This window comes from Salipiger mucosus DSM 16094, from assembly GCF_000442255.1.
In the GTDB taxonomy this organism is placed as follows: domain Bacteria; phylum Pseudomonadota; class Alphaproteobacteria; order Rhodobacterales; family Rhodobacteraceae; genus Salipiger; species Salipiger mucosus.
Map to the genome: position 1 here is coordinate 612,256 of NZ_KE557273.1, position 26,724 is coordinate 638,979.

At 70.4% G+C, this 26,724-nt stretch carries 25 protein-coding genes; 19 read left to right on the top strand and 6 right to left on the bottom strand.

The window, feature by feature from the left end:
• Window positions 1-91: 91 nt before the first annotated feature.
• Window positions 92-2,455, bottom strand: a complete 2,364-nt coding sequence (locus tag SALMUC_RS03105) for a 1-deoxy-D-xylulose-5-phosphate synthase N-terminal domain-containing protein (protein ID WP_020039564.1) — start codon at window positions 2,453-2,455, stop codon at window positions 92-94.
• 128 nt (window positions 2,456-2,583) lie between these two features.
• Between SALMUC_RS03105 and SALMUC_RS03110 the strand changes: the two genes are divergently transcribed.
• From SALMUC_RS03110 to SALMUC_RS03120, 3 genes are all read left to right on the top strand, one after another.
• Window positions 2,584-3,048, top strand: a complete 465-nt coding sequence (locus tag SALMUC_RS03110) for an Lrp/AsnC family transcriptional regulator (protein WP_020039565.1) — start codon at window positions 2,584-2,586, stop codon at window positions 3,046-3,048.
• A 158-nt stretch (window positions 3,049-3,206) separates the two neighbouring features.
• Window positions 3,207-4,421: an efflux RND transporter periplasmic adaptor subunit gene (locus tag SALMUC_RS03115; protein ID WP_020039566.1), complete on the top strand. Its 1,215-nt coding sequence runs from the start codon at window positions 3,207-3,209 to the stop codon at window positions 4,419-4,421.
• Window positions 4,418-7,540: an efflux RND transporter permease subunit gene (locus SALMUC_RS03120; protein ID WP_020039567.1), complete on the top strand. Its 3,123-nt coding sequence runs from the start codon at window positions 4,418-4,420 to the stop codon at window positions 7,538-7,540. The genes SALMUC_RS03115 and SALMUC_RS03120 overlap by 4 nt, the downstream gene beginning before the upstream one ends.
• Before the next feature lie 4 nt (window positions 7,541-7,544).
• On the opposite strand, the gene SALMUC_RS03125 is transcribed toward SALMUC_RS03120, so the two are convergent.
• Together SALMUC_RS03125 and SALMUC_RS03130 are read right to left on the bottom strand one after the other, a co-directional pair.
• Entirely contained in the window at window positions 7,545-8,282 is a 738-nt protein-coding gene (locus SALMUC_RS03125; RefSeq protein WP_020039568.1) for an SDR family NAD(P)-dependent oxidoreductase, read from the bottom strand.
• Between the two features lie 25 nt (window positions 8,283-8,307).
• A complete protein-coding gene (locus SALMUC_RS03130; RefSeq protein ID WP_020039569.1) occupies window positions 8,308-9,003 on the bottom strand; it encodes a GntR family transcriptional regulator in 696 nt (231 codons plus the stop codon).
• A 163-nt stretch (window positions 9,004-9,166) separates the two neighbouring features.
• Here SALMUC_RS03130 and SALMUC_RS03135 point away from each other — a divergent pair, with 163 nt between their 5' ends.
• The 3 genes from SALMUC_RS03135 to SALMUC_RS03145 are packed head-to-tail and all read left to right on the top strand — an operon-like array spanning window position 9,167 to window position 11,659.
• A complete protein-coding gene (locus SALMUC_RS03135; RefSeq protein WP_020039570.1) occupies window positions 9,167-9,976 on the top strand; it encodes an aspartate dehydrogenase domain-containing protein in 810 nt (269 codons plus the stop codon).
• A 2-nt stretch (window positions 9,977-9,978) separates the two neighbouring features.
• The gene (locus SALMUC_RS03140) at window positions 9,979-11,244 is read left to right on the top strand and encodes an aconitase X catalytic domain-containing protein (protein ID WP_020039571.1); all 1,266 of its coding nucleotides are present in this window, start codon (window positions 9,979-9,981) and stop codon (window positions 11,242-11,244) included.
• Window positions 11,237-11,659: an aconitase X swivel domain-containing protein gene (locus SALMUC_RS03145; protein ID WP_020039572.1), complete on the top strand. Its 423-nt coding sequence runs from the start codon at window positions 11,237-11,239 to the stop codon at window positions 11,657-11,659. The genes SALMUC_RS03140 and SALMUC_RS03145 overlap by 8 nt, the downstream gene beginning before the upstream one ends.
• 14 nt (window positions 11,660-11,673) lie before the next feature.
• On the opposite strand, the gene SALMUC_RS03150 is transcribed toward SALMUC_RS03145, so the two are convergent.
• Window positions 11,674-12,549: a VOC family protein gene (locus SALMUC_RS03150; RefSeq protein ID WP_020039573.1), complete on the bottom strand. Its 876-nt coding sequence runs from the start codon at window positions 12,547-12,549 to the stop codon at window positions 11,674-11,676.
• A gap of 178 nt (window positions 12,550-12,727) precedes the next feature.
• Here SALMUC_RS03150 and SALMUC_RS03155 point away from each other — a divergent pair, with 178 nt between their 5' ends.
• The 3 genes from SALMUC_RS03155 (at window position 12,728) to SALMUC_RS03165 (ending at window position 15,763) form a co-directional block, all read left to right on the top strand.
• On the top strand, window positions 12,728-13,714 hold the full coding sequence (locus SALMUC_RS03155) for a tripartite tricarboxylate transporter substrate binding protein (protein WP_020039574.1): 987 nt from the start codon (window positions 12,728-12,730) through the stop codon (window positions 13,712-13,714).
• Window positions 13,715-13,809: 95 nt separating this feature from the next.
• The gene (locus tag SALMUC_RS27915) at window positions 13,810-14,274 is read left to right on the top strand and encodes a tripartite tricarboxylate transporter TctB family protein (protein WP_084513906.1); all 465 of its coding nucleotides are present in this window, start codon (window positions 13,810-13,812) and stop codon (window positions 14,272-14,274) included.
• Between the two features lies 1 nt (window position 14,275).
• On the top strand, window positions 14,276-15,763 hold the full coding sequence (locus tag SALMUC_RS03165) for a tripartite tricarboxylate transporter permease (protein ID WP_020039576.1): 1,488 nt from the start codon (window positions 14,276-14,278) through the stop codon (window positions 15,761-15,763).
• Window positions 15,764-15,778: 15 nt separating this feature from the next.
• On the opposite strand, the gene SALMUC_RS03170 is transcribed toward SALMUC_RS03165, so the two are convergent.
• Window positions 15,779-17,242 carry an MmgE/PrpD family protein gene (locus SALMUC_RS03170; RefSeq protein WP_037370994.1) on the bottom strand — a complete coding sequence of 488 codons (1,464 nt, stop codon included), beginning with the start codon at window positions 17,240-17,242 and terminating at the stop codon, window positions 15,779-15,781.
• 181 nt (window positions 17,243-17,423) lie between these two features.
• On the opposite strand from SALMUC_RS03170, the gene SALMUC_RS03175 reads away from it, so the two are divergent.
• The 8 genes from SALMUC_RS03175 to SALMUC_RS03210 all read left to right on the top strand — a co-directional run bounded on the left by SALMUC_RS03175 (window position 17,424) and on the right by SALMUC_RS03210 (window position 23,862).
• Entirely contained in the window at window positions 17,424-18,626 is a 1,203-nt protein-coding gene (locus SALMUC_RS03175) for a CaiB/BaiF CoA transferase family protein (protein WP_020039578.1), read from the top strand.
• Window positions 18,627-18,649: 23 nt separating this feature from the next.
• Window positions 18,650-19,810 carry an acyl-CoA dehydrogenase family protein gene (locus SALMUC_RS03180; RefSeq protein WP_020039579.1) on the top strand — a complete coding sequence of 387 codons (1,161 nt, stop codon included), beginning with the start codon at window positions 18,650-18,652 and terminating at the stop codon, window positions 19,808-19,810.
• Window positions 19,811-19,904: 94 nt separating this feature from the next.
• Window positions 19,905-20,339 carry a hotdog domain-containing protein gene (locus tag SALMUC_RS03185; protein WP_020039580.1) on the top strand — a complete coding sequence of 145 codons (435 nt, stop codon included), beginning with the start codon at window positions 19,905-19,907 and terminating at the stop codon, window positions 20,337-20,339.
• The gene (locus SALMUC_RS03190; RefSeq protein WP_020039581.1) at window positions 20,332-20,769 is read left to right on the top strand and encodes a MaoC family dehydratase; all 438 of its coding nucleotides are present in this window, start codon (window positions 20,332-20,334) and stop codon (window positions 20,767-20,769) included. The genes SALMUC_RS03185 and SALMUC_RS03190 overlap by 8 nt, the downstream gene beginning before the upstream one ends.
• A 69-nt stretch (window positions 20,770-20,838) precedes the next feature.
• On the top strand, window positions 20,839-21,699 hold the full coding sequence (locus SALMUC_RS03195) for a dihydrodipicolinate synthase family protein (protein WP_084513876.1): 861 nt from the start codon (window positions 20,839-20,841) through the stop codon (window positions 21,697-21,699).
• Entirely contained in the window at window positions 21,696-22,619 is a 924-nt protein-coding gene (locus SALMUC_RS03200; RefSeq protein WP_020039584.1) for a dihydrodipicolinate synthase family protein, read from the top strand. Before SALMUC_RS03195 ends, SALMUC_RS03200 begins: the two co-directional genes overlap by 4 nt.
• On the top strand, window positions 22,616-22,897 hold the full coding sequence (locus tag SALMUC_RS03205) for an EthD domain-containing protein (RefSeq protein WP_020039585.1): 282 nt from the start codon (window positions 22,616-22,618) through the stop codon (window positions 22,895-22,897). The genes SALMUC_RS03200 and SALMUC_RS03205 overlap by 4 nt, the downstream gene beginning before the upstream one ends.
• 32 nt (window positions 22,898-22,929) lie before the next feature.
• On the top strand, window positions 22,930-23,862 hold the full coding sequence (locus tag SALMUC_RS03210; RefSeq protein WP_021119767.1) for a LysR family transcriptional regulator: 933 nt from the start codon (window positions 22,930-22,932) through the stop codon (window positions 23,860-23,862).
• Here the strand turns inward: SALMUC_RS03210 and SALMUC_RS03215 are convergent.
• Entirely contained in the window at window positions 23,825-24,643 is an 819-nt protein-coding gene (locus SALMUC_RS03215; RefSeq protein ID WP_245584653.1) for an HpcH/HpaI aldolase family protein, read from the bottom strand. The genes SALMUC_RS03210 and SALMUC_RS03215 overlap by 38 nt on opposite strands.
• Before the next feature lie 227 nt (window positions 24,644-24,870).
• Here SALMUC_RS03215 and SALMUC_RS03220 point away from each other — a divergent pair, with 227 nt between their 5' ends.
• A complete protein-coding gene (locus SALMUC_RS03220; protein ID WP_020039588.1) occupies window positions 24,871-25,434 on the top strand; it encodes a TRAP transporter small permease in 564 nt (187 codons plus the stop codon).
• On the top strand, window positions 25,431-26,711 hold the full coding sequence (locus tag SALMUC_RS03225; protein ID WP_020039589.1) for a TRAP transporter large permease: 1,281 nt from the start codon (window positions 25,431-25,433) through the stop codon (window positions 26,709-26,711). The genes SALMUC_RS03220 and SALMUC_RS03225 overlap by 4 nt, the downstream gene beginning before the upstream one ends.
• Window positions 26,712-26,724: the final 13 nt, after the last annotated feature.

Below are 26,724 nucleotides of genomic sequence, written 5' to 3' on the forward strand. Positions count from 1 at the left end.
GTTCCGGCGCAGACGGACCGCCATCAGGCCTGTCCCGACCCGGTCGTGCCCAGAGCCGGCCCCGCCGTCGCGACGGCGCCGGCCGTTCAGGTCAGGCGCGGCGCCCGGCGGTGAGGCCGTTGACCTTCTCGATGATGCCCTCGGCGTCGATGCCGTAGTGCCGGTAGAGCTCGCCGATGGTGCCGGTCTGGCCGAAGTGCTCGACTCCCAGCGGCACCGTGCGGTGTCCCTCGACCGAGCCCAGCCAGGACAGCGTCGCCGGGTGCCCGTCGATCACCGTGACGATCCGGCAGTGCGGCGGCAGGTCCGACATCAGCCGCTCGACATGCGAGACGGCCGCCGTATTGCCCCGCGCCCGCGCGCGCTGCGCCGCGGTCCAGCCGGCGTTCAGGCGGTCGGCCGAGGTCACCGCCAGCACGCCCACGTCGCGGCGCGCCTCGGTCAGCCGGCCGGCGGCCTTGATCGCCTCGGGGGCCACCGCGCCCTGGTAGGCGATCACCACCTCGCAGTTGGGGCCCGGCGGGCGCAGCCAATAGGCGCCGTCGACCGAGCCCTGCCGGAAGGCCTCGTCGTGGCGCTTGCCGGGCTGCTCGATCGGGTTGGTGGTCAGCCGCAGGTAGACCGAGCCGCCCGTCTCGTCGCGCAGCCAGGTGCGTTCGTCCGGGTCGCCCTCTCCGTCGCGCTGCAGGTAGTCGAAGGCCCATTCCATGATGACCGCAAGCTCGTCGGCGAAGGCCGGCTCGAAGGCGGCGAGCCCGTCCTGCGCGAGCCCGATCAGCGGCGTGCCGACCGACTGGTGCGCGCCGCCTTCCGGGGCCAGCGTCACGCCCGAGGGCGTGCCCACGGCGATGAAGCGCGCGTCCTGGTAGCAGGCGTAGTTCAGCGCATCGAGGCCACGCGCGACGAAGGGATCGTAGAGCGTGCCGATGGGAATGAGCCGCTTGCCCCAGAGGCTGTGCGCCAGCCCCGCGGCGCCCAGCAGCAGGAAGAGGTTCATCTCGGCGATGCCCAGCTCGATGTGCTGGCCCTCGGGCGTGAACTCCCACTTCGCGGTCGAGGGGATGCGGTGCTCGATGAAGGCGTCGGCCTGGGCCGAGCGGGCGAAGAGCTTGCGCCGGTTCACCCAGGGGCCGAGGTTGGTGGTCCCTGTCACGTCGGGCGAGGTGGTCAGGATGCGCTCCGAGAGCGGGCTGTCGCCGCGCGCCAGCTCGTCGAGGATCTTGCCGAAGGCCATCTGGGTCGAGACCTCGCGCTCGGCGCGGTAGCCGATCTCCGGCACGGGCACGCGGTCGTCGGTGTAGCGCCGCGCGCCCTTCGAGAAGAACGGCACCTGCGACAGGAACGCCTGCAGCGCGTCGGGCGTCTCGACGGTGGCCAGCGGCTCCCACTCGTCGCCCTCGGGCACGCCCATGTGCGCCTGCCACTCGGCCATCTGCGCCGTGGTCATCAGCCCGCCGTGGTTGTCCTTGTGCCCGGCGATGGGGGTGCCCCAGCCCTTGATGGTATAGGCGAGGAAACAGGTCGGGCGGTCGTGGTCGATGGCATCGAAGGTCTCGGCCATGGTCGCCACGCAGTTGCCGCCGAGGTTTTCCATCAGCGCGGCCAGCTCGCGGTCGCTGCGTCGGTCGATCAGCGCGGTCACGTCGCCCTGGTCGCCGAGGTCGTCCATCAGCCGCTTCCGCCAGACCGCGCCGCCCATGTAGGTCAGGGCCGAGTATTCCGCGTTCGGGCAGGCGTCGATCCACTCGCGCAGCTTGTCGCCGCCCGGCTCCTCGAAGGCCGCGCGCTGCAGGGCGCCGTGCTTGATCTTGACCACGTCCCAGCCGAAGGCGTCGAAGATCTTCTCGATGCGCCCGAACAGCCCCTCGCGGACGATGCCGTCGAGCGACTGGCGGTTGTAGTCGACGATCCACCAGCAGTTCCGCAGGTCGTTCTTCCAGCCCTCCTGCAGGGCCTCGTAGACGTTGCCCTCGTCCATCTCGGCATCGCCCACCAGCGCCACCATGCGCCCGCGGGTGATGTCCGCGCCCCAGGGCTTGGCGGCGATGTAGTCCTGCACCATCGCCGCGAAGGAGGTGATCGCCACGCCGAGGCCCACCGAGCCGGTCGAGAAATCCACGTCGTCGACGTCCTTGGTGCGGCTGGGATAGGACTGCGCGCCGCCGTAGCCGCGGAAGGCCTCGAGCGTGGCGCGGTCCTGCTGGCCCATGAGATACTGCATCGCGTGGAAGACCGGCGAGGCATGGGGCTTGACCGCCACCCGGTCCTCGGGCCGCAGCGCCGAGAAGTAGAGCGCCGTCATGATCGACACCATCGAGGCCGAGCTGGCCTGGTGGCCGCCCACCTTGATCCCGTCCACCTTGGGCCGGATGTGGTTGGCGTTGTGGATCATCCAGTGCGACAGCCAGAGCAGGCGCTGTTCGACGGTCCTGAGGTGATCGGTCTGTGCGGGCATGGGCGGTCTCCTTTCCGCAGATCCTAGCGCGTCGCGCGGGTGGAAACTCACCGTCTTCGACGATATTTCCGCAGGGGCGTGCCGGATTCCGGCGCCGGACCCGGAAAATGCGCTGGAATCCACTGCCCATGGCCAACGATCTCGACGACATCGACACCCGCATCCTGCACGAACTGCAGCGCGACGGGCGCCTCAGCCACCAGGATCTCAGCGCGCGCGTGGGCCTTTCGCCGTCGCCCTGCGCGCGGCGCATCCGCCGGCTCGAGGCCGAGGGCTACATCACCGGCTACAGCGCCCGCATCGACGAAACGCGGCTCGGTTTCGGCTTCAGCGTCTTCGTCTCGGTGCGGCTCGACCGGCAGGTGGACGATCGGCTCGGGACCTTCGAGCGCAACGTCTCGCGCTGCCCCGAGATCGTGGACTGCTGGCTGATGACCGGCAGCTTCGACTACCTGCTGCGCGTGGCCGTGCGCGACCTCGACGAGTTCGAGCGTTTCCTCACCGGGCGGCTGACGCGCTTTGACGGGGTCGCCTCGCTGGAATCCTCGATCCCCATCCGCCGGGTCAAGTACCAGTCGGCCCGCCTGGACTGACGCGCCACGTCACGTCACCGACCCGCCTTGCGCTCTTGCACGGTCAGGCTACCTGCCTCCATCATCGCGGCGACGGCCCCGGCACGGGATCGGGGCGCGACGACGAACACCAGACGGGCGGCAAAGGGCGACGACAGCCCCAGGCGGAGCACGGCAACATGACATCATCTGACGGGCAGGACGCCCAGACAGGGCAGGGCGGCCTGCGCTTCGAGAGCGACCGGGGCGCCTCGCGCTCGATCTGGATCGCGAGCGCCCTGCTGCTCGCCATCGTGCTGTGGATGGGCAGCGGCTTCGTCTTCCCCAGCGAGGAGGAGACGGCCGAGGCCTCGCAGGGCGTCGAGGTTCAGCCGCCGGCGGTGCGCGTGCGCGCCTCCACCGCCGAGGCGGTCACGCTGACCTTCGGCGCCGAGGGCCAGGCGCTGCCCGAGCGCGACACCGAGGTGCGCGCCGAGGCCTCGGGCACCGTCGTTCGCCTGCCAGCGCGCAAGGGCGAGCCGGTGGAGCAGGGCGCGGTCATCGCCGAGCTCTCCTCGCAGCAGGCCCAGGCGACGCTGGAGCAGGCCCGCGAGGAAGAGGCCCGCGCGCAGCGCGAGTTCGACAACGCGAGCCAGCTTCTCGAGCGCGGCGTCGCCACGGTCGACCGCGTGGCCCAGGCCCGCGCGACGCTGGCCGCCGCAGAGGCGCAGGTCGCCTCGGCCGAGCAGGCGCTCGAGGACCTGACCGTCGTGGCGCCCTTCGCCGGCCGCATCGAGCGGCTTCCGATCAACGAGGGCGAATACGTGGCCTCCGGCGACGAGGTCGCGCGGATCGTCGACAACGACCCGCTGACCGTCGCCATCCAGGTGCCGCAACAGGCGCTGAACCGCATCCGGACCGGGCAGGCCGCGCAGGTGCGCTTCATCACCGGGCAGACCCGCGAGGGCACGGTCACCTTCGTCGGCACCGCCGCCGCCTCCGAGACGCGCACCTTCCTGACCGAGATCGAGGTCGCCAATCCCGAGGGCGACATTCCCGCCGGCGTCTCGGCCGAGATCACCATCCCCACGGGGCAGGCCGAGGCGCATTTCGTGCGCCCCTCGGTCGTGTCGCTGAACCCCGAGGGCGAGATCGGCATCAAGACCGTCGAAGGGGATCGCGTCCGCTTCCACCCGGTCGAGATCGTCAAGGCCGAGGTCTCGGGCGTCTGGGCCACCGGGCTGCCGGAAAACGCGCAGATCATCACGGTCGGGCAGGGCTTCGTCCGCGAGGGCGAGACCGTCCGCGCCCGGCCCGCCGAGGACGAGGACACCGGCGAGGCCGCCGAGGCGCCGGAGTCGGGCGCCGCGCAGGCAACCCTGCCGGAGGACACCGAGACGGAGGCGCAGCCGTGAACGCGATCATCGACGCCGCCTTCTCGCGCAGCCGCGTCGTCACCATGCTGCTGGCCATGATCCTGGCCGTCGGCGTCGCGGCCTACATCGCGATCCCCAAGGAGGCCAACCCCGAGGTCCCGCTGCCTCTGGTCTACGTCTCGACCGGCATCGACGGCATCAGCCCCACCGACGCCGAGCGCCTGCTGATCGAGCCGATGGAGGCCGAGTTCGGCGCCATCGAGGGGCTCGACCAGATGAACGCCGAGGCGGCCGAGGGCTTTGCCAGCGTGCAGCTCGAGTTCACCGCGGGCGACGACATCGACGAGGCGCTCGACAAGGTGCGCGAGGCCGCCGACCGGGTGCAGAGCGATCTGCCCGCCGACGCCCGCGACCTGACCGTCACCGAGATCAACACCGCGCTCTTCCCGATCATCACCGCCGTCCTGTCGGGGCCCTTGCCCGAGCGCACCCTCAACAATCTCGCCGAGACCACGCAGGACGAGCTCGAGGCGCTGCCCGGCGTGCTCGAGGTCGAGATCGGCGGCGAGCGCGAGGAATTCCTCGAGGTGCTGATCGACCCGACGGTCTTCCAGACCTACAACCTCAGCTTCGAGACGCTCATCAACCAGCTGCAGCGCAACAACCAGCTCATCGCCGCCGGCGCGATCGAGACCGGCGGCGGGCGCATCGTGCTCAAGGTGCCGGGTCTGATCCAGGACGTCGAGGACGTGATGCAGATGCCGGTCAAGGTCGACGGCGATACCGTCGTGACCTTCGGCGACGTGGCTTCGGTGCGGCGCACCTTCGAGGACCCCACCGGCTTTGCCCGCATCGACGGCCAGCCGGCGCTGGCGCTCGAGGTCACCAAGCGCTCGGGCGCCAACATCATCGAGACGGTGGCAGCAACCCGCGCGACCATCGAGGAGCTGCGCGCCGACTGGCCCGACAGCCTGCGGGTGACCTACCTGCAGGACCAGTCCGAGCAGGTCGAGACGCTGCTCTCGGACCTCGAGTCGAACGTCATCGCGGCGATCATCCTGGTGATGATCGTGATCGTCTTCGCGCTGGGCCTGCGCTCGGCCGTGCTGGTGGGCCTCGCGATCCCCGGCGCCTTCCTCGCCGGGGTCACGGCGATCTGGGCGATGGGGTTCACCATGAACATCGTGGTGCTCTTCGCGCTGATCCTCGTCGTCGGCATGCTGGTCGACGGCGCCATCGTCACGGTCGAGCTTGCCGACCGCCGCCTGCACGAGGGCGATCCGCCCAAGGTGGCCTACGCCCATGCGGCGAAACGCATGGCCTGGCCGATCATCGCCTCGACTTTCACCACGCTCAGCGTCTTCTTCCCGCTGCTGTTCTGGACGGGCATCATCGGCGAGTTCATGAAGTACCTGCCGATCACGGTGATCCTCACCCTGACGGCCTCGCTCTTCATGGCGCTGATCTTCATTCCCGTGGCGGGCGGCATCATCGGGCGCGGCCAGCCGCAGTCGGCCCGGGCCAAGGCGGCGCTGCATGCCGCCGAACACGGCGACCCGCGCGAGGTCGGCGGCATCACCGGCGCCTATGTCCGCCTGCTGGAACGCGCGATCCTGCGGCCCTGGGCGACCGTGGTGCTGGCGCTCGCGCTGCTCACGGGGGCCTTCGCCCTCTACGGCCAGTTCGGGCGCGGCATCTCGTTCTTCCCCTCGGTCGAGCCCGAGTTCATGCAGGTGCAGATCCGCGCCCGCGACAACCTCTCGATCTACGAGCGCGACGACATCGTCCGCCGTGTCGAGGAGCGCATCCTCGGCACCGAGGGCGTCGACAGCGTCTACGCCCGTTCGACCATGAGCGCGGGGCAGGGTGACGAGGACGTCATCGGCACGCTGCAGCTCGACCTGCTGGACTGGGACAAGCGCCGCAAGGCGGCCGAGATCGGCGCCGAGATCCGCGAGGACGTCTCGGACATCGCCGGCATCGACGTGCAGGTCGAGACCGAAAGCGGCGGGCCGAACAGCGGCAAGCCGGTCGTCCTGCGGCTCTTCGACAACTCCGAGACCGACCGCCGCGCGGCGGTCGAGGCCACGCTCTCGGCGATGGACCGGCTGGGCGGCTTCACCGACGTGGTCGACACCCGCCCGCTGCCCGGCGTCGAGGTGGCGATCAACGTCGACCGCGCCGAGGCCGCGCGCTTCGGCGCCGACGTGAGCCTTCTGGGGCAGGCGATCCAGCTTCTGACGCAGGGCATCACCGTGACCGACTACCGCCCGGCGGATGCCGACGGCGAGCTTGACGTGCGGGTGCGCTTCCCCAGCGACGAACGCTCGCTGGCCGAGCTGGGCAACCTGCGCGTGCCCACCACCTCGGGGCTGGTGCCGATCTCGAACTTCGTCTCCTTCGAGCCGGTCGAGCGGGTCGGCGTGATCCGCCGCATCGACGAGCGCCGCACCACCACGATCGAGGCCAACGTCGCGCCCGGGGTGCTGGTCAACGACCAGATCGCCGCGCTGCGCGGGGCGCTGGAAGAGGCCGACCTGCCCGAGGATGTCACCTGGGAATTCGGCGGCGAGGCCGAGGACCAGCAGGAATCCATGACCTTCCTCGCCACCGCCTTCGGCGCGGCCATCGTGCTGATGTTCACGACGCTGGTGCTGCAGTTCAACAGCTTCTTCCAGGCCACGGTGGTCATGAGCGCCATCGTCTTCTCGGTGGCGGGCGTGCTGCTGGGGCTGGTGGTCACCGGGCGGCCCTTCGGCATCGTCATGGGCGGCGTGGGGGTGATCGCCCTCGCGGGGATCGTGGTGAACAACAACATCGTGCTGATCGACACCTACAACGACCTGCGCCGCGAGGGGGCCTCGCCGCTCGAGGCGGCGCTGCGCACCGGCGCGCAGCGCCTGCGGCCGGTGGTGCTGACCTCGGTGACGACGGCGCTGGGGCTGATGCCCATGGTGATCGGGCTCAACATCGACTTCTTCCGCCGCGAGATCCTCTACGGCGCCCCCTCGACGCAGTACTGGACCGAGCTGTCCAGCGCCATCGCCGGGGGGCTCGTGGTGGCCACCGTGCTGACGCTGGTGGTCACGCCCGCGATGCTCATGCTGCGCGAGCCGCGCGACCGGCGGGCCGTGGCGGGCACCCCCGCCTCGGCCTGAGCGCTCAGAGCGTGAGGCCGCCGTTGGCGTGGATGCTCTGCCCGGTGACGTAGCCCGCGGGCGCCGAGAGCAGGAAACGCGCCAGCGCGGCGACCTCGTCGCGCTGGCCGACGCGCGCCATGGGGATGCCGGCGGTGACCTGCTCCCACTGCGCCGGGGTCAGCGACGAGGGCGTGCCCGGCTCCTTCTCGATGAAACCCGGCACCACCGCGTTCACCGTGATCCCGCGCGGCGCGAGGTTGGCCGCGATCACGCGCACCTGCGCCTCGAGCGCCGCCTTGGCGGGGGCCGTGGGCAGGTAGCTGTGGGTCTTGGCCCTGTGCGCCCCGAAGGCGCTGACGCAGACGATGCGCCCGCGCCGGTCCTCGAGCCGCGGCGAGAGCATCGCGCAGAGCCGGTGAAAGGCCACCGGCATGGCCGCCAGCGCCGTGGCCAGCGGCTCGTGCGGGGTGTCGTCGATCTTGCCCAGCTTGGCGTAGCCCGCGGCGAAGGTCAGCCCCGTGAGCGGCCCCGCCTGCTGTCCGGCCCAGTCCTCGACCGCCGCGAAGAGGCCCGCGTCCTCGGTCCGCCCGAGGCAGGTCTCGACCTCGGCGCCCTCGACCCGGCAGGCCTCGGCCACGCCGGCGAGCCGCTCTGCGTTCGAGCCGGTGTGCAGCAGCAGCGAGACGCCGGGCCCGGCCAGCTGCCGCGCCAGCGCGGCGCCGATGCCCGATCCCGAACCGATGATGACATGGCGTTCCACGGGCAATCTCCTCGCGTGTCTGTGGTCAGGCCGAGGACAGGGTGTGAACGTGGCCGTAGGCGGCCTTGATCGCGGCGACGATGTCCTCGTTGCGGTGCAGGATATGCTCGCGCATCGCCTCGGTCGCCGCCTCCCTGTCGCGCCGCCGCACCGCCTCGAGGATCTCGAGATGCTGGCGCTGCGTCGTCTCGCGCCGGCCGTCCATGGCGATCCAGCGCACCAGGTGGATGCGGTCGTTGAGGTTCGCCATGGTCCTGCGCAGCACCTCGTTCCCGGCCAGCCGCGCCAGCCCGTCGTGAAAGCCGATGTCCAGCTCGATCAGCCGGTCGACCGAGGCATCGGGCGATTCCGCCATGCTCTCGCGCAGGAACGCGTCCAGCGCGTCGAGCCCGTCCTCGGTGGCGCGGTCGCAGGCCAGCCGCACCAGCGAGCATTCGATCTCGGTGCGCGCCTCGAAGAGGTCGCGGATCTTGGCGGTCTCGAGGTCCGGCACGGAAAAGCCGCGCCCGCGGTCCTCCAGCAGCCCCTCGGCCACGAGCCGGTTCAGCGCCTCGCGCAGGGGCGTGCGGCTGATGCTCAACTCCCCGGCAAGCACCACCTCGTTGATCTTCTGGTTGGGCGTGAAGCCGAAGCGCAGCAACCGGTCGCGCAGCATCCGGTAGGCCCGCTGCGCCGAGGATGCGGTGCGGCCGTCGGGTCTGGCATCGCTGCGTTCGGCCATTTTGCGCTCCTTCCGGTCAAGACATCCGGCAACCTACCCGGTGGCGCGATTCCGCGTCAACGCGATGCTGCATCGCGGCGGCTGCAGCGCGGCAGGCGATCACCCTTGCGCCGTTACTTGTATACAAATACGAATACAGAGAAGGCATCAAGGGGGTTTGGGCATGACGGCAATCGTTCTGGGCGGCTTCGGCAACGTGGGCCAGCAGATCGCGGCGCGGCTGGCCGAGACCGGCGACACCCGCATCGAGATCGTGGCCATCGCGGCGCGCGACCACGACAAGGCCCGCAAGGCGGCGGCGAAGCTGGGCCTCGACGTGCCGGTGATCGACGCGGCCGAGGCGCCGGACCACGACGCGGTGCTCGTGGAATGCGCCACCTACGAGGGCTTCCGCGACGTGGTCGAGCCCACGCTGCGCGCGGGCGGTCATGTCATCGCCATCAGCGTCGGCGCGCTGGGCGCGAACCTCGACCTGATCGACCTCACCGAGCAATCGGGCGCCACGCTGCAGATCGCCGGCGGCACGCTGCCCGGGCTCGACATCCTGCGCGCCGCGCGCGAGGGCGAGATCCGCTCGGTGCGGCTCACCTCGCATATCCATCCCGCCTCGCTGGCCAAGGAGCCCTACATCCACGACAACGGCATCGACCTCGGCCCCGCCGACACCACGCCGGTGCCGATCTTCGAGGGCTCCGCGCGCGAGGCCGCGCGGCATTTCCCGCGCCATTTCAACGTGGCGGTGACGCTGGGGCTGGCGGGGATCGGGCTGGACGCGACCGAGGTGCGCATCCGCGCCGACGGCACGCTGCCCGGCGCGCGCCACACGCTCGCGGTGGACTCCGACGCGGTGCAGCTCGAGATGCACTCGCAGAACTTCCCCTCGCCGCGCAACAACCGCACCAGCCGGATCGTCTCGCAAAGCATCCTCGCCGCGCTGCGCCGTCTCGACGGCGGGCTGCAGGTGGGCAGCTGACCATGCACCTGAGCGAGCGCGACCGCGCCCTGCTGGACGGCGCCGAGGGCGAAGCCGCACGACAGGCCATGGCCGCGCTCGTGCAACTGGCCGAGGCCTACGACGCGCCCGACATGGTCGACATCGGCTATGCCCATGTCCACGCGGGCATGGCGCTCTACAAGGGCGACGTCGAACTGATCGAGAGCGTCGCGGGGCAGGGCGCGCGCATGGCGGTGCCGGTCTCGACCAACATCGCGAATGCCGACATGGGCGACTGGGCCTCGACCGGCGCGCCGGACAGCCTCGGGAAGCTGCAGAAGCGCGCCGAGGCCGCCCACCGCGCCATGGGCAGCGCGACCAGCTTCACCTGCACGCCCTACTGGGCGGGGCACTGGCCGACCTGGAACATGCACATCGCCTCGATCGAGAGCGGCGTGACGGTCTTTGCCAACTCGGTGCTGGGCGCGCGGTCGAACCGCGACGGCTTCTTCGCGACCTATGCCGGGATCACCGGGCGCTACCCGCGCTTCGGTCTGCACCTCGACGAGAACCGCCGCCCGACGCATCGCGTGCAGGTCACCGCGCGCCCGCGCGGAACGGCGGATTTCACCGCTTTGGGCTATGCCGTGGGGCGGGCCGTCACCAACGGCGTGCCGCTGATCGCGGGGCTGGACCGGCGCCCCGACCTCGACGAGCTGGACGCGCTGGGCGTCGGCATGGCGACCTCGGGCGGCGTCGCGATGTTCGTGATCCCGGGCGTCACGCCGCCCTTCGGCCCCGAGGCCGACGGCGCGGGCCTGCCAGAGGCCGAGGTGGACGAGGGCGCGCTCGCCGGCATCTTCGGCGAGTTCAGCACCGGCGACGAGACCGGCTTCGACCTGGTGCACCTGGGCTGCCCGCATGCCTCCTTCGAGGAGATGAAGCACTACGCCCGCCTGCTCGAGGGCCGCCGCGTGGCCGATGGTGTCGAGGTCTGGATCACCACCAACCGCGTCGTGCGCCAGATGGCGCGCGAGGCCGGGCTGCTCGCGCCCATGCTGGCGGCGGGGGCGAAGGTGGTTTCGGACACCTGCCCGATTTCGTGCCATTTCGCCTGCACCTGCTCGCCCGACCCGGCGCTCGGGGTCGAGCCGCCGAAGATCCGCACGATCCTCGTCGATTCCGCCAAGCAGGCGCATTACGTCCGCGACATGATCCAGTGCCCGACGTTGCTGACCACAAGCGAGCTTGCGGTCGAGTCGGCCTGCACCGGGCGCTTCCATCCCCGGCCGCGCCGCAATGACTGAGGGCAGCCGCTGGAGCGCGCGGGCGCTGGTCCGCGGCCTGGCCGAGGGGCCGGCCATGGTCTCGGGCACCGCACTGTCGTTCCTTGGCGATCTCGACATCCGCACCGGCCGCGTCGTGGGCGCGTCGAGCGATCTTGCCGGCCGCGTGGTCGCGGGCCGGGTGCTGGTGCTGCCCGAAACGCGCGGCTCTGCCGGGGCCTGGCGGTTTCTCTACCAGCTGAAGGTGCACGGCACGCACCCGGCGGCCTTGGTGCTGCGCACGCTTCCCGATCCCTCCGTGGTGCAGGGGGCGATCCTCTCCGAGGTGCCGGTGGTGATGCCGTCCGACGCAGGCTTCTGGGACGCCATACGCGACGGCGAGATCCTGCGGGTGGACGGCGATGCGGCCTGCGTGGCGCAGAACTCGAACGGGTAGTGCCGGCCCTCGGCTCAAGCCTCGAACAGCCAGGCGCCGCGTCCCAGTGCCGGGTCGAAGGGCAGGCGCCAGGCCTCGCCGACGCTCTCGGCCCCAAGCCGCGCCGCCAGCGCCGCCGGGTCGGCCACCCCGATGCGCAGCGCGACGAAGCAGGGCCGCCCGGGCTCGACCGCGACGCCGGCCAGCGCCTCGGCCTCCGGCTCGGGCAGCACCTCGACCGCGCCCTGGTCGAGCGGCACCCGGAAGCCCGGTCCGAACGGCTCGGCCGGGCGCCCCAGGAAGCGCGCGAAGCGGTCCGCCGCCTCGGCCGGATCGGGCGCCGAGACCACCACCGCCCGCAGCGCCCGCGCGGCGTTCTCGTGCGCCGTCCAGCGCGGCTGCCACATGGCCTCGGGGGCGTGATGCGTCAGGATCTGCACGCGCCCCTCGGGCATCGCCCCGGCCTGAAGCCGCGCCACCGTGAAGGCCGCCGTGGCGCTGCCGCCCTCGGTCTCGACCTCGCGCGAGAAATGCACCAGCGGGCGCATGTCGAACCCCGCCTCCGCCAGCTCGGCGTGCCGCGCCTCGGCGTCGGCCACGCCGAAGGCCGCGAGATGCAGCCCCGCACGCCGGTCGAGCGCGGCGCGGAACTCCAGCCCGATGGGCGTGTCGGCGGTGTGCACGAGGAACTCGAGATACCCCTCGGGCAGCATCACGCAGACGTTTCCGGTGCCGGTCAGCTTCGGCGCGCCGCCCTCGGGGTCGGGCACGACTTGCGCCGAGAAGGGCGTCACCGTGAAGCCCATGCCCGTCAGCGCCGCGCGCGCCGCCTCGGGGTCGGGCACGAAATGCCCGGTGTGATCCAGGCAGACCCCGCCGGGCGCGGGACTGTTGGCGTTCGATATGCTCATTTCTTCATCACCCCAAGGCCGCGCGCAGGAGACGCGGGAAAACCGTTGCAATCCGAAATCCATTGTATAACACTTTGTATACAACTTGCGAGGGGCCGCCACTCACGGACGGGAATCCGGCCCCGCGCCAACAAGACAGGTCAAGAGACCGCCATTGCAACAGGAGAGGTTCTTCCCCATGACGATCCGGACCGGACTACGCAGCATCCTCGCCGGCGCCACGCTGGCCGCGACCGCCGCCTTCGGCGCGGCCGCGCAGGACTATCCCACCAAGGACATCACCCACATCATGCCCTGGAGCGCGGGCGGCGGCACCGACACGGTGATGCGCACCTTCCTGCAATACGCCGAGGAGCCGCTGGGCGTGGGCATCCGCACCCAGAATGTCACCGGCGCGCAGTCGGGCGTGGGCACGCTGCGGCTGATGAAGGCGCGGCCCGACGGCTACACCATCGGCTCGCTGACCTGGGACAGCATGATCACCGTGCCCTACTTCGATCTCGTGCCCGGCTACGACACCGGCGCGCTGAGCTACCTCGCCACGGTCACGCTCTATCCCACCGTGCTCGCGGTCAACGCCGACACCGGCTGGGAAACGCTCGACGACTTCATCGCCGCGGCCAACGAGGCCCCGGGCGAGATCGCGATCTCGAACTCGGGCATCGCCGGCATCTGGCACCTGCACGCGCTCGACATGGCCGACGCGCTGGACGTCGAGCTGAACCACGTGCCCTTCCCGAACGGCTCGGCCGAACAGCGCGAGGCGCTGCTCTCGGGCGAGAACGAGGCGGCCAGCGTCAGCTATGCCACCGTGGCCTCGGCGCACGAGGCGGGCGACGTCAACATCCTCGCCGTGATGTCCAGCGAGCGCGACGTGAACCTGCCCGACACGCCGACCTTCACCGAACTGGGCTACGACGTGGTCTGGGGCGGCATGCGCGTGCTGGCGGTCCCCGCCGAGACCTCGGACGAGATCAAGGCGACGCTGACCGAGGGCTTCAAGGCCGCCTTCGACGACCCCGAGTTCCAGGAGATCGCCGACAAGCAGGGCATGAACGCCTTCTGGATGGGCGCCGAGGAAACGCAGGCCTACGTCGACAAGACGCAGGAGCGCGCGATCTCGATGCTTTCCAAGCTCGAGGAAGAGGGCGTCATCACCAAGTGACGCCGCTCTCGCGGACCCGATGATCCGGCCCGGCCGCGCCCGTCGCGGCCGGGCCTCTGCGCCCCAAGGGACCCCTTCGCACGATGCCTCTCACGATGACCCGACAGGCCTTATTCGCGCTCGCGCTGATCGTCTTCGACGGCTGGTATCTCTACCAGTCCTTCGACCTGCCGCGCCCCTTCGCCACCGGCGAGCCCGGCCCGGCCTTCTTCCCCTGGATCCTCGCCGCCGTGCTGGGCCTCGCTGCCTTTGCCGTGCTGGTGCAGGAGCTGTCGGGCCGCCCCGTGCCGGGCGAGGACACCGAGGGCGCGCGCGTCACTTGGCGCACCGTCGTGCTGATCGCGCTGACCGCGGGCTTTGCCTGGGCCTTCGAGCCGCTGGGCTACTGGGTCGCCACGGCGCTCTACACCTTCGCGGTGGCCTGGCTCTTCGAGCAGGAGCGCGCGGGCGCGCTCAAGGCCACGCTGACGGGCGCGATCATCGCCGCCGGGATCACCGGGGCGGGCTGGCTCTTCTTCGTCACGCTCTTCGAGCTGTTCCTGCCGGAAGGGAATTTCTGAGATGCTGGGCGACCTCTTCGGCGGCTTCGCCGCGCTCGCCAACCCCGAGACCTTTCTCTACCTCGTCGGCGGCTTCGTCATGGGGCTGGTCTTCGGCGCCATCCCCGGCCTGACCGCCACGCTGGCCATCGCGCTGCTGCTGCCCTTCACCTTCGCGATGGAGCTGACCAACGCGCTGGTCATGGTCATGGCGATCTTCATGTCGGGCATCTACGCGGGCTCGGTCACCGGCATCATCGTCAACATCCCCGGCGCGGCCTCGGGCGCGATCACGACGATGGAAGGCCACGTCATGATGAAGCGCGGCCACGGCGCCAAGGCGCTGGGGCTCGACGCGCTGGCCTCGTCGATCGGCGGGGTCGTCGGCGCGCTGGTGCTGATGTTCGTGGCCGTGCCCATGAGCCGGCTCGCGCTGCTCTTCCAGACGCCGGACAAGTTCGCGCTGGTGTTTCTCGCCGTGGTCACCGTGGCCATCGTCGCGCGCGGCTCGATCTGGAAGAGCATCATCGCCGTGACGCTGGGGCTCATGGTCTCGACCGTGGGCTTCGACAACATGGTCGCCAAGGCGCGCTTCGTCTTCGGCAGCGCCGACCTGATCGAGGGCGTGCAGCTGCTGCCCGCCGTCATCGGCCTCTTCGCGGTCTGCGAGCTTCTGGTGCAGGCCGGCTCGCCGCCGCGCGGCGCGCTCGACGTGCCCGAGTTCAAGGTCACCCGCCGCGACTTCGTCCCGCGCTGGTCCGAGATCCGCGAGATCGGCTTCTGGACCTACGTCAAGAGCTCGGTCATCGGCGTGCTCGTGGGGATGCTGCCGGGCGGCGGCGCCTCGATGGCCTCCTTCGTGGCCTATGCCGAGGCCAAGCGCGTCTCGAAGAAGCCGCAGGAATACGGCGACGGCAGCCACGAGGGGCTCGCGGCCGCTGAATCCGCCAACAACGCCATGTGCGGCGGGGCGGTGGTGCCGCTGCTGACGCTGGGCATCCCCGGCGACAGCGTGACCGCGATCATCTTCGGCGTGCTGCTCATCCACGGTCTGGTGCCGGGGCCGGGCCTGCTGACCAACGAGATGGCGACCATCGCGCCAATGTTCGCGGCGCTGCTGGTGGCGGCGACCTTCGTGTTCCTGTCGGTGATCCTCTTCGGGCCCTGGTACATCTGGCTCGCGCGGCTGAACCGGGGCGTGCTCTATGCCTTCATCGCCATGATCGCCATGGTCGGCACCTATGCCTCGACCTACTCGGTCTTCCAGATGTGGGTGGCCTTCGCCATCGGCGGCATCGCCTTCGGGCTGCGGCTGCTGGGCTACCCGCTGGTGCCGATGCTCATGGGGATCATCCTGGGCCCCTACATGGAGCTCTACATGCGCCGGGCGCTCATCACCGCGAACGGCGACCCGACGGTCTTCTTCGAGAGCCCGATCTCGCTGGCGCTCTACGCGCTCACCGGCGTCTTCATCTACTTCCTGAGGATCCGGGCGCGGCCGGTCGCCTGACCGGCCCGCGCGCCCTCACTGGGTCTCGAACCGGGCGCCGACGCGCGCGGCGTAGTCGCTGACGTCGGGCGCCTCCCAGAGGCCCTGCGCCGCCGCCTCGAGACCCGCGACCTCAGCCGCCGGCAGCACCGCGCCGGCGAGATCGCCGAACTTCGCGCTCAGCTCCTCGGGCGTCATCGGCGCCTCGGGGTAGCCGCGCGCAATGTCCATCCGGCGGCTGTGCACCTGCCCGTCGCGCGTCGTGATCTCGAGCTTCGTTGCATAGAAGTCGGGGAACAGCGGATCGAGCTCGGGATCGCTGGTCACGCTCACCCGGCCGCAGAGGTCGCGCAGCTCCGCGTCCTCCTCGCGCCGGTCGAAGAAGATGTCGGCGATCCGCAGCCGCCGGTTGGTCAACGCGACCGGCAGCACGTATTGCGCGCAGTGGCTCTTGAGCGGGTTGTCGTCGATGCAGTGGATGCCGTCGCGGGGAAAGCGCATCACGATGCGCTCGACCTGCGCGGGGCGCAGGTCGGTCTCGGCCACGATGTCGAAGAGCGCGTCCAGCGCCGGGTGCAGGAAGGCGACGCAGGAATAGGGCTTGATCGCCATTTCCATCACCCCGTCCCAGGCGGTGCCCAGATCGGCGACCAGCTTCTCGGGCGCGGGGCTGCGGCTGAAGGCGTGAAAGACCGTGTGGCCGTGGTCGAAGACCTCCGTCGGCCCGCCGAAGCCGCGCCCGGCCAGCATCGCGGCGGTCACGCCGTTGCGCGCGGCCATGCCCATCTGGAAGGGACGGGCGTTCTCGGTCGGATCGCTCTCCCAGGCCATCAGCCCCGAGGCCTGGCAGGCGGCCAGCCCGAAGGCCCGCACCACACGCGCCCGGTCCAGCCCCAGCAGGAAGCTGGCCGCCGCCGCCGCGCCGAAGGCCCCGCAGACCGCCGAGGGGTGGAACCCCAGCGCGTACTGCTCCGAGGGCCCCAGCGCGACCGACAGGCGGTATTCCACCTCGAGCCCAAGCGCCACGGCGGCGATCATGTCGCGCCCGCTGCGCCCCTCGGCCTCGCAGAGCGCCAGCGCCACCGGGATCATCACGGCGACAGGGTGCAGGATGCCCTCCGGGTGGTGGGGCTCGACGTCGCTGGCATAGCCCATCGTGCCGTTGGCCAGCACCGCCTGCACGACCGAGGTGCGAAAGCCCTGTCCGACCACCGAGCAGACCGCTTCGCCGCCCTGGTCGCGCACGAACTCCGAGATGATCCGCCCGGTCGAGAAGGCCGGGTTCCCGGCCGAGACCAGCGCCGCGGTGCCGTCGGTCACCAGCCGCCGCGTGGTCTCCCGCACCGCCTCGGGAAGGCTCTCGGGGCGGAACGAGGCGACGAAATCGGCAAGCGCCTCGGTCATCGGGGCCTGTGCGGGCGTGGTCATGGCGGTGTCCCTTGCTGAGGTGAAACTGGCAAAGCGCGCGCCCCGGTCGCGACCGGGCAGTCCGCGCGGCATGCAGCAACTCTTGCCTGTATACAGCTCGGAATACAAGTCTGCCGTGCCCCGCCCGCCGATTGGCCCGCGGCCCGCATCTATATCATTTCCGAATTCTCGGCGGGCGTATTAGCATAGTGGCCTATATTCCCACCCGCGCGCCCCGCGTCTACTCTCGCTGCAGCACAGCAAGGAGACGATCATGGGCGCGCTCGACGGCATCAGGGTTCTGAGCTTCAATCACTTCCTCTCCGGGCCCGCGGCGGCGCAGCACCTCGGCGACCTCGGGGCCGACGTGATCGCGGTCGAACCGCTCACCGGCGCCTTCCAGCGCAACTGGGCGGTGGGCAACCGCTTCGTGGACGACACCTCGGTCAACCACATGACGACCGGGCGCAACAAGCGCTCCATCGCCGTGGACCTCAAGGCCCCCGAGGGCATCGCCGCGGTCAAGCGCCTGATCGCCAACGCCGACGTGGTGATGGAGAACTTCCGCCCCGGCACGCTCGACAAGCTGGGCCTCTCGGAAGAGGAAATGCGCCGGGTCAACCCCGCCATCATCTACGCCACCACCACCGGCTTTGGCGCCGACGGCCCCTATGCCAAGCGTCCGGGGCAGGACATCCTGCTGCAGGCCATGTCGGGCCTCGCCGCCCACACCGGCAGCATGGAGCACGGCCCCGTCGCCGTGGGCTCGGTCCCGATCGACCACCACGCCGCGGCGCTGACCGTGACCGGCATCGTCGCCGCGCTCTTCGAGCGCCAGCGCACCGGCAAGGCCCGCCGGGTCGAGGTGAACATGCTGCAGGCCGCGATGGACCTGCAGGGCGAGTCGATCACCGCCTGGATGAACGGCGCCGAGCACGACGGCCCCCGCGGCAGCGACGGCATGGCCAACTGGTTCAGCCCCGCGCCCTACGGCATCTACGCCACCACCGACGGCTTCGTCATGATCTCGATGTCCAAGCCGGCCGATCTCGCCCGCGCGCTCGACCTGCCCGAGTTCCTCGAGTTCTCCGAGAAGGACGGCTTCGACCGCCGGAGCGAGGTCTCGCGCAAGGTGGGCGAGGGGATGGCCGCGCTCTCGACCGACCAGGCGCTCGAGAAGCTGGCGGCGCAGGGCGTCTGGCACGAGGTCGTGCAGGACTACGACGCGCTGCCCGCGAACCCGCAGGTCCGGCACCTGCAGGCCTTCACCGAGGCGAAGACGCAGGGAGGCTCGCCCATGGTCATGCTCTCGCACCCGGTGCGCTACGACGGCGTGGCGCCCGAGGTGCGGCTGACCCCGCAGCCGCTGGGCGGCCAGACCCGCGAGGTGCTCGCCGAGGCGGGCTTTGCCGACGACGAGATCGACACGCTGCTGGCGGCCGGGACCGTCGTGCAGACCGACAGGATGCGCGGCTGAGCCGCGGAAAGGACGACAGGCACATGGATTTCACGACCTCCGACGAGATGAAGATGGTGACCGAGGCGGTGGGCCGCTTCGTGCGCGAAAAGGTCCAGCCGCTCGAGATGGAAACCGAGGAGGCCGCCGCGGTCCCGCCCGAGAAGCTCGCGGCGGTCAAGGCCGAGGCGCAGGCGCTGGGCTTCTACGCGCTCAACATGAGCGAAGAGGTCGGCGGCGGCGGTCTCGGCGTGCTCGACATGTGCCTCGTCGAGGAACAGCTCGGCCAGACCTCCGACGCGCTGATCCGGCGCATCTTCGGGCAGGTCTACCCGATGCTCGAGCAGTTCGAGGGCCCGCTGCGCGACGAATATCTCTATCCCACCGTCAAGGGCGACAAGATCTGCGCCATGGCCATCACCGAGCCGGGCGCCGGCTCGGACGCGGCGGCGATCAAGACCAACGCCTATCTCGACGGCGACGAATGGGTGCTGAACGGCACCAAGCACTTCATCTCGGACGGCGACATCGCCGACTACGTCATCGTCATGGCCCTGACCGACGCCGAGAAGCGCGCCCGCGGCGGCATCACGCTGCTGATCGTCGACAAGGACACCCCCGGCTTCACCGTCGCGCGGAACCAGAAGATGATGGGCCACCGCGGCTACGGCCACGCCGAGCTCAACTTCGACGACGTGCGCATCCCCAAGGACAAGGTCCTGGGCGAGGTCGGGCAGGGCTTCCGCGTGATGATGGCCAATGTCGGCGGCATCCGCCTCGGCCACATCGGCGCCCGCGCTGTCGGTATGGCCTCGCGCGTGCTCGAGATGATGCGCGAACACGCCGCCACCCGGAAGCAGTTCGGCCAGCCCATCGGCGACTTCCAGATGGTGCAGCAGATGATCGCCGACAGCGCGATGGAGATCTTCGCCACGCGCATGATGGTGCTCAACACCGCCTGGGAGGTCGACCAGGGCCTTGATCCGCGGGACAAGGTCTCGATGGTCAAGGTGCAGGCCTCGGAAATGCTGGGCCGCGTGGCCGACCGCGGCATCCAGGTCTTCGGCGGCTACGGCTTCACCAAGGAGCTGCCGCTGGAACGCATCTACCGCGATGCCCGCGTCACACGCATCTACGACGGCACCTCCGAGGTGCACCGCATGCTGATCGCCCGCTCGGTGATCAAGCGCGGGCTCACCCTCTGACGGCCCCTTTCATCTTTCCGCAAATACGCGGGGGGCGTGGGGGCTCGCCCCCACCACCAGCCCCCGCGACCAGCCACAGGACAGCGATCCGCCCATGACGACCGAACCCCACGCCCCCGCCCACCTCGAGCCGGGCCAGTCCATCACCTTCCGCAAGACCATGAGCGTGGCCGAGCAGGGCTTCTTCACCGGGATCTCGGGCAACCTCGGCGGGCTCTACGTCGACCGCGCGCAGGCGCGCGCGCAGGGCCTGTCCGACATGGCGGTCTTCGAGCTCGCCGCCGGCGCGCTCTTCACCACCGCGCTCTCGCGCCTCGCCGGGCCCACGATGCGGATCGAGGCGATTTCCTTCCGCTTCGCCCGCGCGATCACGCTGGGCGAGACCTTCGAGGCGACCGCCACCGTGGGCCGCACCAACGGCTCGCTCACCTGCCTGCTGACGGGCCGCATCTGCGACGAGCAGGTGGCCGAGGGCGAGGCGCGTCTCGTGCCGGTCCGCGCCGGAACGGACGAGGCCGCCGATGTATGACATCCGCCAGATCGACGAGCTGAACGTCGGCGACCGGGTCTCCGTCTCCAAGACCGTGACCGAGGCCGACGGCGCCATGTACATCGCCGCCACCGGCGACTTCGGCCCCGTCCACGTCGACGAGGATTTCGCCTCGGGCACCCGCTTCGAGACCCGCCTCGCGCCGGGCATCCTCGTGGCCGGCATCTGCACCTCGGTCCTCACCGCCGAGCTGGTGGGCACGCTGGGCGTGTCGATCCGCGACAGCTTCTGGTTCACCGGGGCCGTGCGCTACGGCGACACGATCACCTTCGAGATCTGGATCTCGGCCAAGGACGAAGAGAACCGCACCGTCGACTGGCAGGCCAGCGCGGTCAACGAAGAGGGCGTCGAGGTGCTCAAGGCCGACGCCACCCTGAAATTCCCCAGAAAGAAGAAGGTCACGACATGAGCCTCACCGGACAGGACCTGCGCGGCATCACCGTCGCCACCGTGCCTCCCCTTCGACGCCGATGGCGCCATCGACTGGGACGGCTACGCCGCCGTCCTCGACCACAGCGCGGACCCCGCGACCACCGACTGCGTCTTCGTCAACGGCCACGCGGGCGAGGCCACGGCGCTCACCGACGCCGAGAAGCTCGAGGTCATCAAGCGCACCCGCGCCCAGATCCACAAGGATCAGCCGCTGCTGGCGGGCGTGGTGCCCACCGGCATCCCCGACGCCCTGCGCCAGGCCGAGGCCGCCCGCGAGGCCGGCGCCGACGTCGCCGTGATCTTCCCGCCCGAGGCGCTGGGCGGCGGCAACGCCAATACCGACGCGGCGGTCCGGATGTACGAACGGCTCGCGCGCGAGCTGCAGATGCCGCTGTCGCACTTCCAGTTCCCCATCGCCTCGGGCTTCGGCCTCTCGACCGAGGTCATGGCCAAGGTCGCGCAGATCCCCGAGGTCATCGCGCTCAAGGAGGGCAGCGCCACGCTGCTCGCCTACGACGAGAACCGCCGCGCGGTGAAGGCCGCCGCGCCGGACACGGCGATCCTGCCCTCGAACTTCCACTGGTTCTTCGCCCAGGTGGCGCTGGGCGGCGACGGGATCCTGTCGGGCCTCGCCTCGCTCACGCCGGGGCTGCTCAAGGACCTCTGGGAGGCTTCCGAGGCGATGGACCTCGCCGCCATGCGCGAGGCCAACGACCGGCTCTACCCGGTGATCCGCGCGATCTACGGCCCCGCGCCGGTGATCGACATGCACACCCGCATGAAGGACGGCCTGCAGATGCTCGGCGTGATCGAGAACTCGGCGCCGCGCCTGCCGCTGCTGCCGCAGTCGAACGAGGTGGTCGAGGGCGTGCGCCGCGCGCTGATCGCCGCCGGGATGCTGAAATGACCCCGCGCGCGGCGCACGGCGGGCTCTACGCCGCCACGATCACGCCCATGACCGAACAGGGCGCGCTCGACCACGCCGGGCTCGAGCGTCACCTCGCCGCCGTGCTGGCCGACCCCGGCCAGGCGGGGCTGCTGCTCAACGGCCACGCGGGCGAGGGCATCTTCATGTCCCGCGACGAACAGGTCGAGGTCGTGCGCATCGCCCGCCAGGTCGCGGGCACGCGGCGCATCATCGCCGCCGTCAGCGCCGAGGCCACCGCCCAGGCCGCCGCCGACGCCAAGGCGGCGGTGCAGGGCGGCGCCGACGCGGTGATGGTCTTCGCCCCCGCCTCGTGGTCCATGGGCCCCGATCCGCGCGCCATCGTCGCGCACCACCGCGGCGTGGCCGAGGCCGCCGGCGCCCCGGTCTACCTCTTCCAGGGCTCGGCGGGCGCGGGTCTTGCCTACAAGCCCGACGTGCTGAAGCAGCTGCTGGAAATCGAGACCGTCGCCGGCATCAAGGAAGGCTCGTGGGAGGTCAAATCCTACGAGACGACCCGCCGCATCGCCCGCGCGCAACGTCCCGACGTGGCGGTCATGGCCTCGGGCGACGAACATCTCTACACCTGCTTCGTGCTCGGCAGCGACGGCAGCGCCGTCAGCCTCGCCGCGCTGGTGCCCGAGCTGATCTCGGCCCTCGACACCCACGTCCTGAACCAGGAACACCCGCAGGCGCTGGCGATCCACGAGGCGCTCTTCGACCTCGCGCGGCTGGTCTACGCCGCGCCCGGGCACCTCGCCGCGGCACGCCTCAAGGCCTGCCTCGCCGCGCTGGGCCGCATAGACAGCCCCGCCTGCCGCGCGCCCACCCCGCGCATCGCGCAGGACGAACTCGAGCGCATCATGGCCGCGCTGCGCCCCTGCCTGGAGCTTTCCGCATGACCCAGACGCACATCGTCTTCGTGGACATCGACCCCGAGCACGAGGCGGCCTTCGACGAGTGGTACGAGACCCGCCACCTGCCGGACATCCTCGCCTGTCCCGGCTGGCTCGACGCCCGGCGCGAGAAATGCATCGAGGGCGGCCCGCGCCACGTCGCGATCTACACGATCACCGGACCGGAAGCCTATGAAACGCCGGAGTTCAATGCTATCAAGGGCTTCGGGCCGTTCACGGACAAGATCCGCAACTTCCGCCGCATCCGGCTGACGCGGAGTTGAGCGCGCCCGCCAACCGGGACCGGGGCCGCGACATGCTCAACCTCAGGCAGCTCGAAATCCTCCGCGCCGTGGTGCAGTACCGCACCACCGTCGGCGCGGCGGAACGGCTGGGGATGTCGCAGCCCTCGATCTCGAACACCATCCGCCACATCGAGAGCGTGCTGGGCTTCCCGCTCTTCGAGCGGGTCAGCAACCGCCTCACGCCCACCGAGGAGGCGCTGATCCTCCTGGAGGAGTCCGAGCCGCTCTTCCTGCTGCGCGACGCGGTGAACCAGCGCGCGGCCGACCTGCGCATGGGCCGGATCGGCCGCATCCGCATCGCCTCGACGGCCGAGCTGTCCGAGGCCGTGCTGCCCCGCGTCATCGCGGACTACGCCACCGAGTACCCCGAGATCCAGATCTCGCTCGAGACCCGTCCGCTCGACAGCGTCCTGCAGGTCGTCGAGAACGGGCTCGCCGACGTGGCCTTCATCATCGCCGGCTACGAGCGGCAGGCGCTGGAATACGAGGTCATGGACGAGCTGCGCGCCGTCTGCCTCTGCTCCGCCGACGACCCGCTCGCGCAACTCGACCAGGTCACGCCGCGCGATCTCGACGCGCGGCAGATCGTCGGTCCGCAGGTCGCCAACCGCATCGGGCTTATCATCGCCGAGAGCTTCAGCGCCTCGGGCTACGACTACCGCCCCAGCGTCGAGACCCGCTTCATGAACGCCGCCGCGCGCATTGTGCGCGACGGCTGGGGCGTCACGCTGGTCGACGAGCTCTCGGCCTTCACCGCGCTGCGCCCCGGCCTCGTGGTGCGTCCCTACGCGCCGGAGCTGCGCTTCTCGCTCTCCGCGGCCACCTCGCGCGCCAAGGCGACCTCGCGCCAGACGCGGCGCTTCATCGACGCTTTCGCCGAGCGCGCCGCGCTGCGCATCGCCGAGGTCAGGGCCGCGACCCAGAAGGGCGGCGGGCCGGAGTGACCTCCGCCTCCGTGGCGCGCAGCCGCTCGAGCAGCGCCGCACCCCCCTCGATCACGAGGTTCGTCTCGTTCGTGGCGACGATCACCTCCGCTCCCAGCGCAAGCCCATGGCTCTGCACCAGCTGCGGCGGCAGGCCCATCACGCCGAAGCCGCAGCCGTGGCGCTGCGCGGCCGCCGCGATGGTCTCGAAAGCCTCGCGCACCCGCGGGTGATCGAGCTGCCCGCGCAGGCCCAGCCCGTCGGCCAGGTCGTTCGAGCCGATCATCAGCATGTCGATCCCCTCGGTCGCGGCGATGCCCTCGACCGCCTCCAGCGCGGCGGCGCTCTCGATCATGGCGACGACCCTGGTGCCGCGCTCGGCCCGCTCGGTCAGTTCCGAGGCCGGCAGCAGCGCGTAGTCCAGCGCGGGCAGGGGGCCGGGCAGGGCGCGCGCCCCGCGCGGCGCGAAGCGGCAGCGCCGCGCCACCTGCGCCGCGTCCTGGGCGCTGTCGACGTGCGGCACCACCACGGCCGAGGCGCCGCAGTCCAGCACCCGCGCCACGTCGTCCGAGTGCGGCCCGGTGACCCGCCCCCAGACCGGCATCCCGGCGGCGATGCCCGCGGCGGCCGCCTGGCCGAGCTCCCCGATGCCCAGCGGGCCGTGCTCCATGTCGATCACGGCGAAATCGAATCCCGCCCCGCGCGCCAGCAAAATCGCCTCGGCGCGGCCCAGAAGGCAGAATGCAAGGCCCCACAGACGCGGGGGCGTGTTCGTGCTATGCTCAGTTTTTGATCGGTTCACCAAGGTGTGCTCACTTTGCGGTCGTTGCGCTCGGGGGTCTGCCTTGAGGCTAGTGCACTTTTTCCGGAAATATTCGTCAAAAGTGGGGAATAAATACTTGGTATCAGTCTTCTTATAGTCTGCGTCCTTCATCCCCACAGCGTTGCCGATAACCTGATCCCGACAGGCGCGGAGCGACCGCGGCGTGGCCGCCACCCGCCCGTGCCAAACAGCAAGGAGGTGCGCCGATGCCGGATCGCACGACACGTCCCGCCGCTCGCGGTGCGTGGGAAAACAACAAGTATTTCAAGGTCCTGTCCAAGGGGCTCTGGGCGCTGCGGCGGCTGGTCGATGCCATCGCGCTGATGCTGCTGGCCTACATGGCCGTCGCCATCCTGGCGCAGGTCACGGGCCGCTACGTCTTCAATTATTCCATCGCCTGGAGCGAGGAGACCGCCACCTTCGCGCAGGTCTGGCTCACGCTGCTCGGCGCGGGGATCGCCATGCGCTACAACCAGCACGTCGGCGTCGACGTGCTGATCCGCAAGGCGCCGCGCCCGGTGCAGCAGGCCTGCTCGGCCGCCTCCTTCGCCCTCGGCGCCTGGTTCCTGGGCGTCGTCGTGGTGGGCTCGCTGTCGATGGTCGGCATCGGCCTCGTCGTCAAATCGCCCGCGCTGCGCATCCCCATGGCGATCCCCTACATGGCGCTGCCCGTGGGCTTCGGCTACTTCCTGCTCGAATTCGCGATCTCCAGCCTTCCGCGCATCCTGCGCCCCGAGGGTCCCTCCGACACCGGCGAGGCCGCGGCATGATCTGGGCAGCAGGCGGTTTCCTTCTTCTCCTCGTCTCGGGCATCCCGATCGTTCTCGCGCTGGGCATCGCCGCGCTGGTCGCGATCGAGATGACCACCACGGCCCCGATCTCCATCGTGGCGCAGCGGGTCTACGGCGGCATCAACAGCTTCACGCTCATGGCGATCCCCTTCTTCGTCGCCTCCGGCCTGCTGATGGAGGCCGGCGGCATCGCCCGGCGCTTCGTCAACCTGGCCACGGCGCTCGTGGGCTGGATCACCGGCAGCCTCTACCTCGTCTCGGTGGTCACCGGCACCGGCCTCGCGGCGATCTCGGGCTCGGGCTCGGCCGACACGGCGGCGATCAGCGCCGTCATGACGCCCGAGATGAAGCGCCGGCGCTACGACATCGACCTCGCGGCGGCGGTGATCGCGGCCTCGGGCTCGCTCGCCTCGATCATCCCGCCCTCCATCGTCATGATCGTCGTCGCCATCACCGCGAACCAGTCCATCGGCGCGATGTTCCTCGGCGGCATGGTGCCCGGCCTGCTGGTCATGAGCGGCCTCATGCTGGGCTGCTGGATCTACGCCCGCCGCGGCGGCGAAGCCTACCGCGACCGCGAGGCCTTCACCTTCTCCCGCCTGCGCGACGGCTTCCTCGACGCGGCGCCCGGCCTGCTGGTGCCCGTGGTCATCATCGGCGGCATCACCGGCGGCATCTTCACCGCGACCGAGGCCGCCTGCATGGCGCTCTTCACCACGCTGATCGTGACCTTCTTCGTCTACCGCGAGATCAAGCTGCGCGATCTGCCCGCGATCATGCTGCGCGCGGTCAGCCTCTCGGCCACGGTGCTGGTCATCATCTCGACGGCCTCGGTCTTCACCTGGATCATCGCCACGCAGGGCTTCCCGGGCATGCTGCGCGACTGGCTGACCGGGCTCACCGACAACCCGGTGACCTTCCTGCTGATCGTGAACGTGCTGCTGCTCGTCGTCGGCATGTTCATGGAAAGCATCTCGGCCATCCTGATCCTGCTGCCGATCCTGCTGCCGCTGGCGCAGAGCTACGACATCGACCCGGTGCAGTTCGGCGTCATCACCGCCCTGAACCTCTCGATCGGGCTCATCACGCCGCCCTACGGCATCTGCCTCTACGTCGCCTCGACGGTGGCCGGACGGCGGATCGAGCAGGTCTCGCGCAAGGTCTGGCTGCCCTTCGGCTGCATGCTCATTGCGCTCATGCTGGTGACCTTCGTGCCGGCAATCTCCCTGTGGCTGCCCTCGGTGCTGATGGACTGAAGGCTCCGCATCC

Bases quoted from the DNA above. Each gene is read 5' to 3' on its own strand.
- SALMUC_RS03105 (WP_020039564.1), bottom strand. From the start codon at position 2,455: ATGCCCGCACAGACCGATCACCTCAGGACCGTCGAACAGCGCCTGCTC.
- SALMUC_RS03110 (WP_020039565.1), top strand. From the start codon at position 2,584: ATGGCCAACGATCTCGACGACATCGACACCCGCATCCTGCACGAACTG.
- SALMUC_RS03115 (WP_020039566.1), top strand. From the start codon at position 3,207: ATGACATCATCTGACGGGCAGGACGCCCAGACAGGGCAGGGCGGCCTG.
- SALMUC_RS03130 (WP_020039569.1), bottom strand. From the start codon at position 9,003: ATGGCCGAACGCAGCGATGCCAGACCCGACGGCCGCACCGCATCCTCG.
- SALMUC_RS03135 (WP_020039570.1), top strand. From the start codon at position 9,167: ATGACGGCAATCGTTCTGGGCGGCTTCGGCAACGTGGGCCAGCAGATC.
- SALMUC_RS03140 (WP_020039571.1), top strand. From the start codon at position 9,979: ATGCACCTGAGCGAGCGCGACCGCGCCCTGCTGGACGGCGCCGAGGGC.
- SALMUC_RS03145 (WP_020039572.1), top strand. From the start codon at position 11,237: ATGACTGAGGGCAGCCGCTGGAGCGCGCGGGCGCTGGTCCGCGGCCTG.
- SALMUC_RS03150 (WP_020039573.1), bottom strand. From the start codon at position 12,549: ATGAGCATATCGAACGCCAACAGTCCCGCGCCCGGCGGGGTCTGCCTG.
- SALMUC_RS03155 (WP_020039574.1), top strand. From the start codon at position 12,728: ATGACGATCCGGACCGGACTACGCAGCATCCTCGCCGGCGCCACGCTG.
- SALMUC_RS27915 (WP_084513906.1), top strand. From the start codon at position 13,810: ATGACCCGACAGGCCTTATTCGCGCTCGCGCTGATCGTCTTCGACGGC.
- SALMUC_RS03165 (WP_020039576.1), top strand. From the start codon at position 14,276: ATGCTGGGCGACCTCTTCGGCGGCTTCGCCGCGCTCGCCAACCCCGAG.
- SALMUC_RS03170 (WP_037370994.1), bottom strand. From the start codon at position 17,242: ATGCCGCGCGGACTGCCCGGTCGCGACCGGGGCGCGCGCTTTGCCAGT.
- SALMUC_RS03175 (WP_020039578.1), top strand. From the start codon at position 17,424: ATGGGCGCGCTCGACGGCATCAGGGTTCTGAGCTTCAATCACTTCCTC.
- SALMUC_RS03180 (WP_020039579.1), top strand. From the start codon at position 18,650: ATGGATTTCACGACCTCCGACGAGATGAAGATGGTGACCGAGGCGGTG.
- SALMUC_RS03185 (WP_020039580.1), top strand. From the start codon at position 19,905: ATGACGACCGAACCCCACGCCCCCGCCCACCTCGAGCCGGGCCAGTCC.
- SALMUC_RS03190 (WP_020039581.1), top strand. From the start codon at position 20,332: ATGTATGACATCCGCCAGATCGACGAGCTGAACGTCGGCGACCGGGTC.
- SALMUC_RS03200 (WP_020039584.1), top strand. From the start codon at position 21,696: ATGACCCCGCGCGCGGCGCACGGCGGGCTCTACGCCGCCACGATCACG.
- SALMUC_RS03205 (WP_020039585.1), top strand. From the start codon at position 22,616: ATGACCCAGACGCACATCGTCTTCGTGGACATCGACCCCGAGCACGAG.
- SALMUC_RS03210 (WP_021119767.1), top strand. From the start codon at position 22,930: ATGCTCAACCTCAGGCAGCTCGAAATCCTCCGCGCCGTGGTGCAGTAC.
- SALMUC_RS03220 (WP_020039588.1), top strand. From the start codon at position 24,871: ATGCCGGATCGCACGACACGTCCCGCCGCTCGCGGTGCGTGGGAAAAC.
- SALMUC_RS03225 (WP_020039589.1), top strand. From the start codon at position 25,431: ATGATCTGGGCAGCAGGCGGTTTCCTTCTTCTCCTCGTCTCGGGCATC.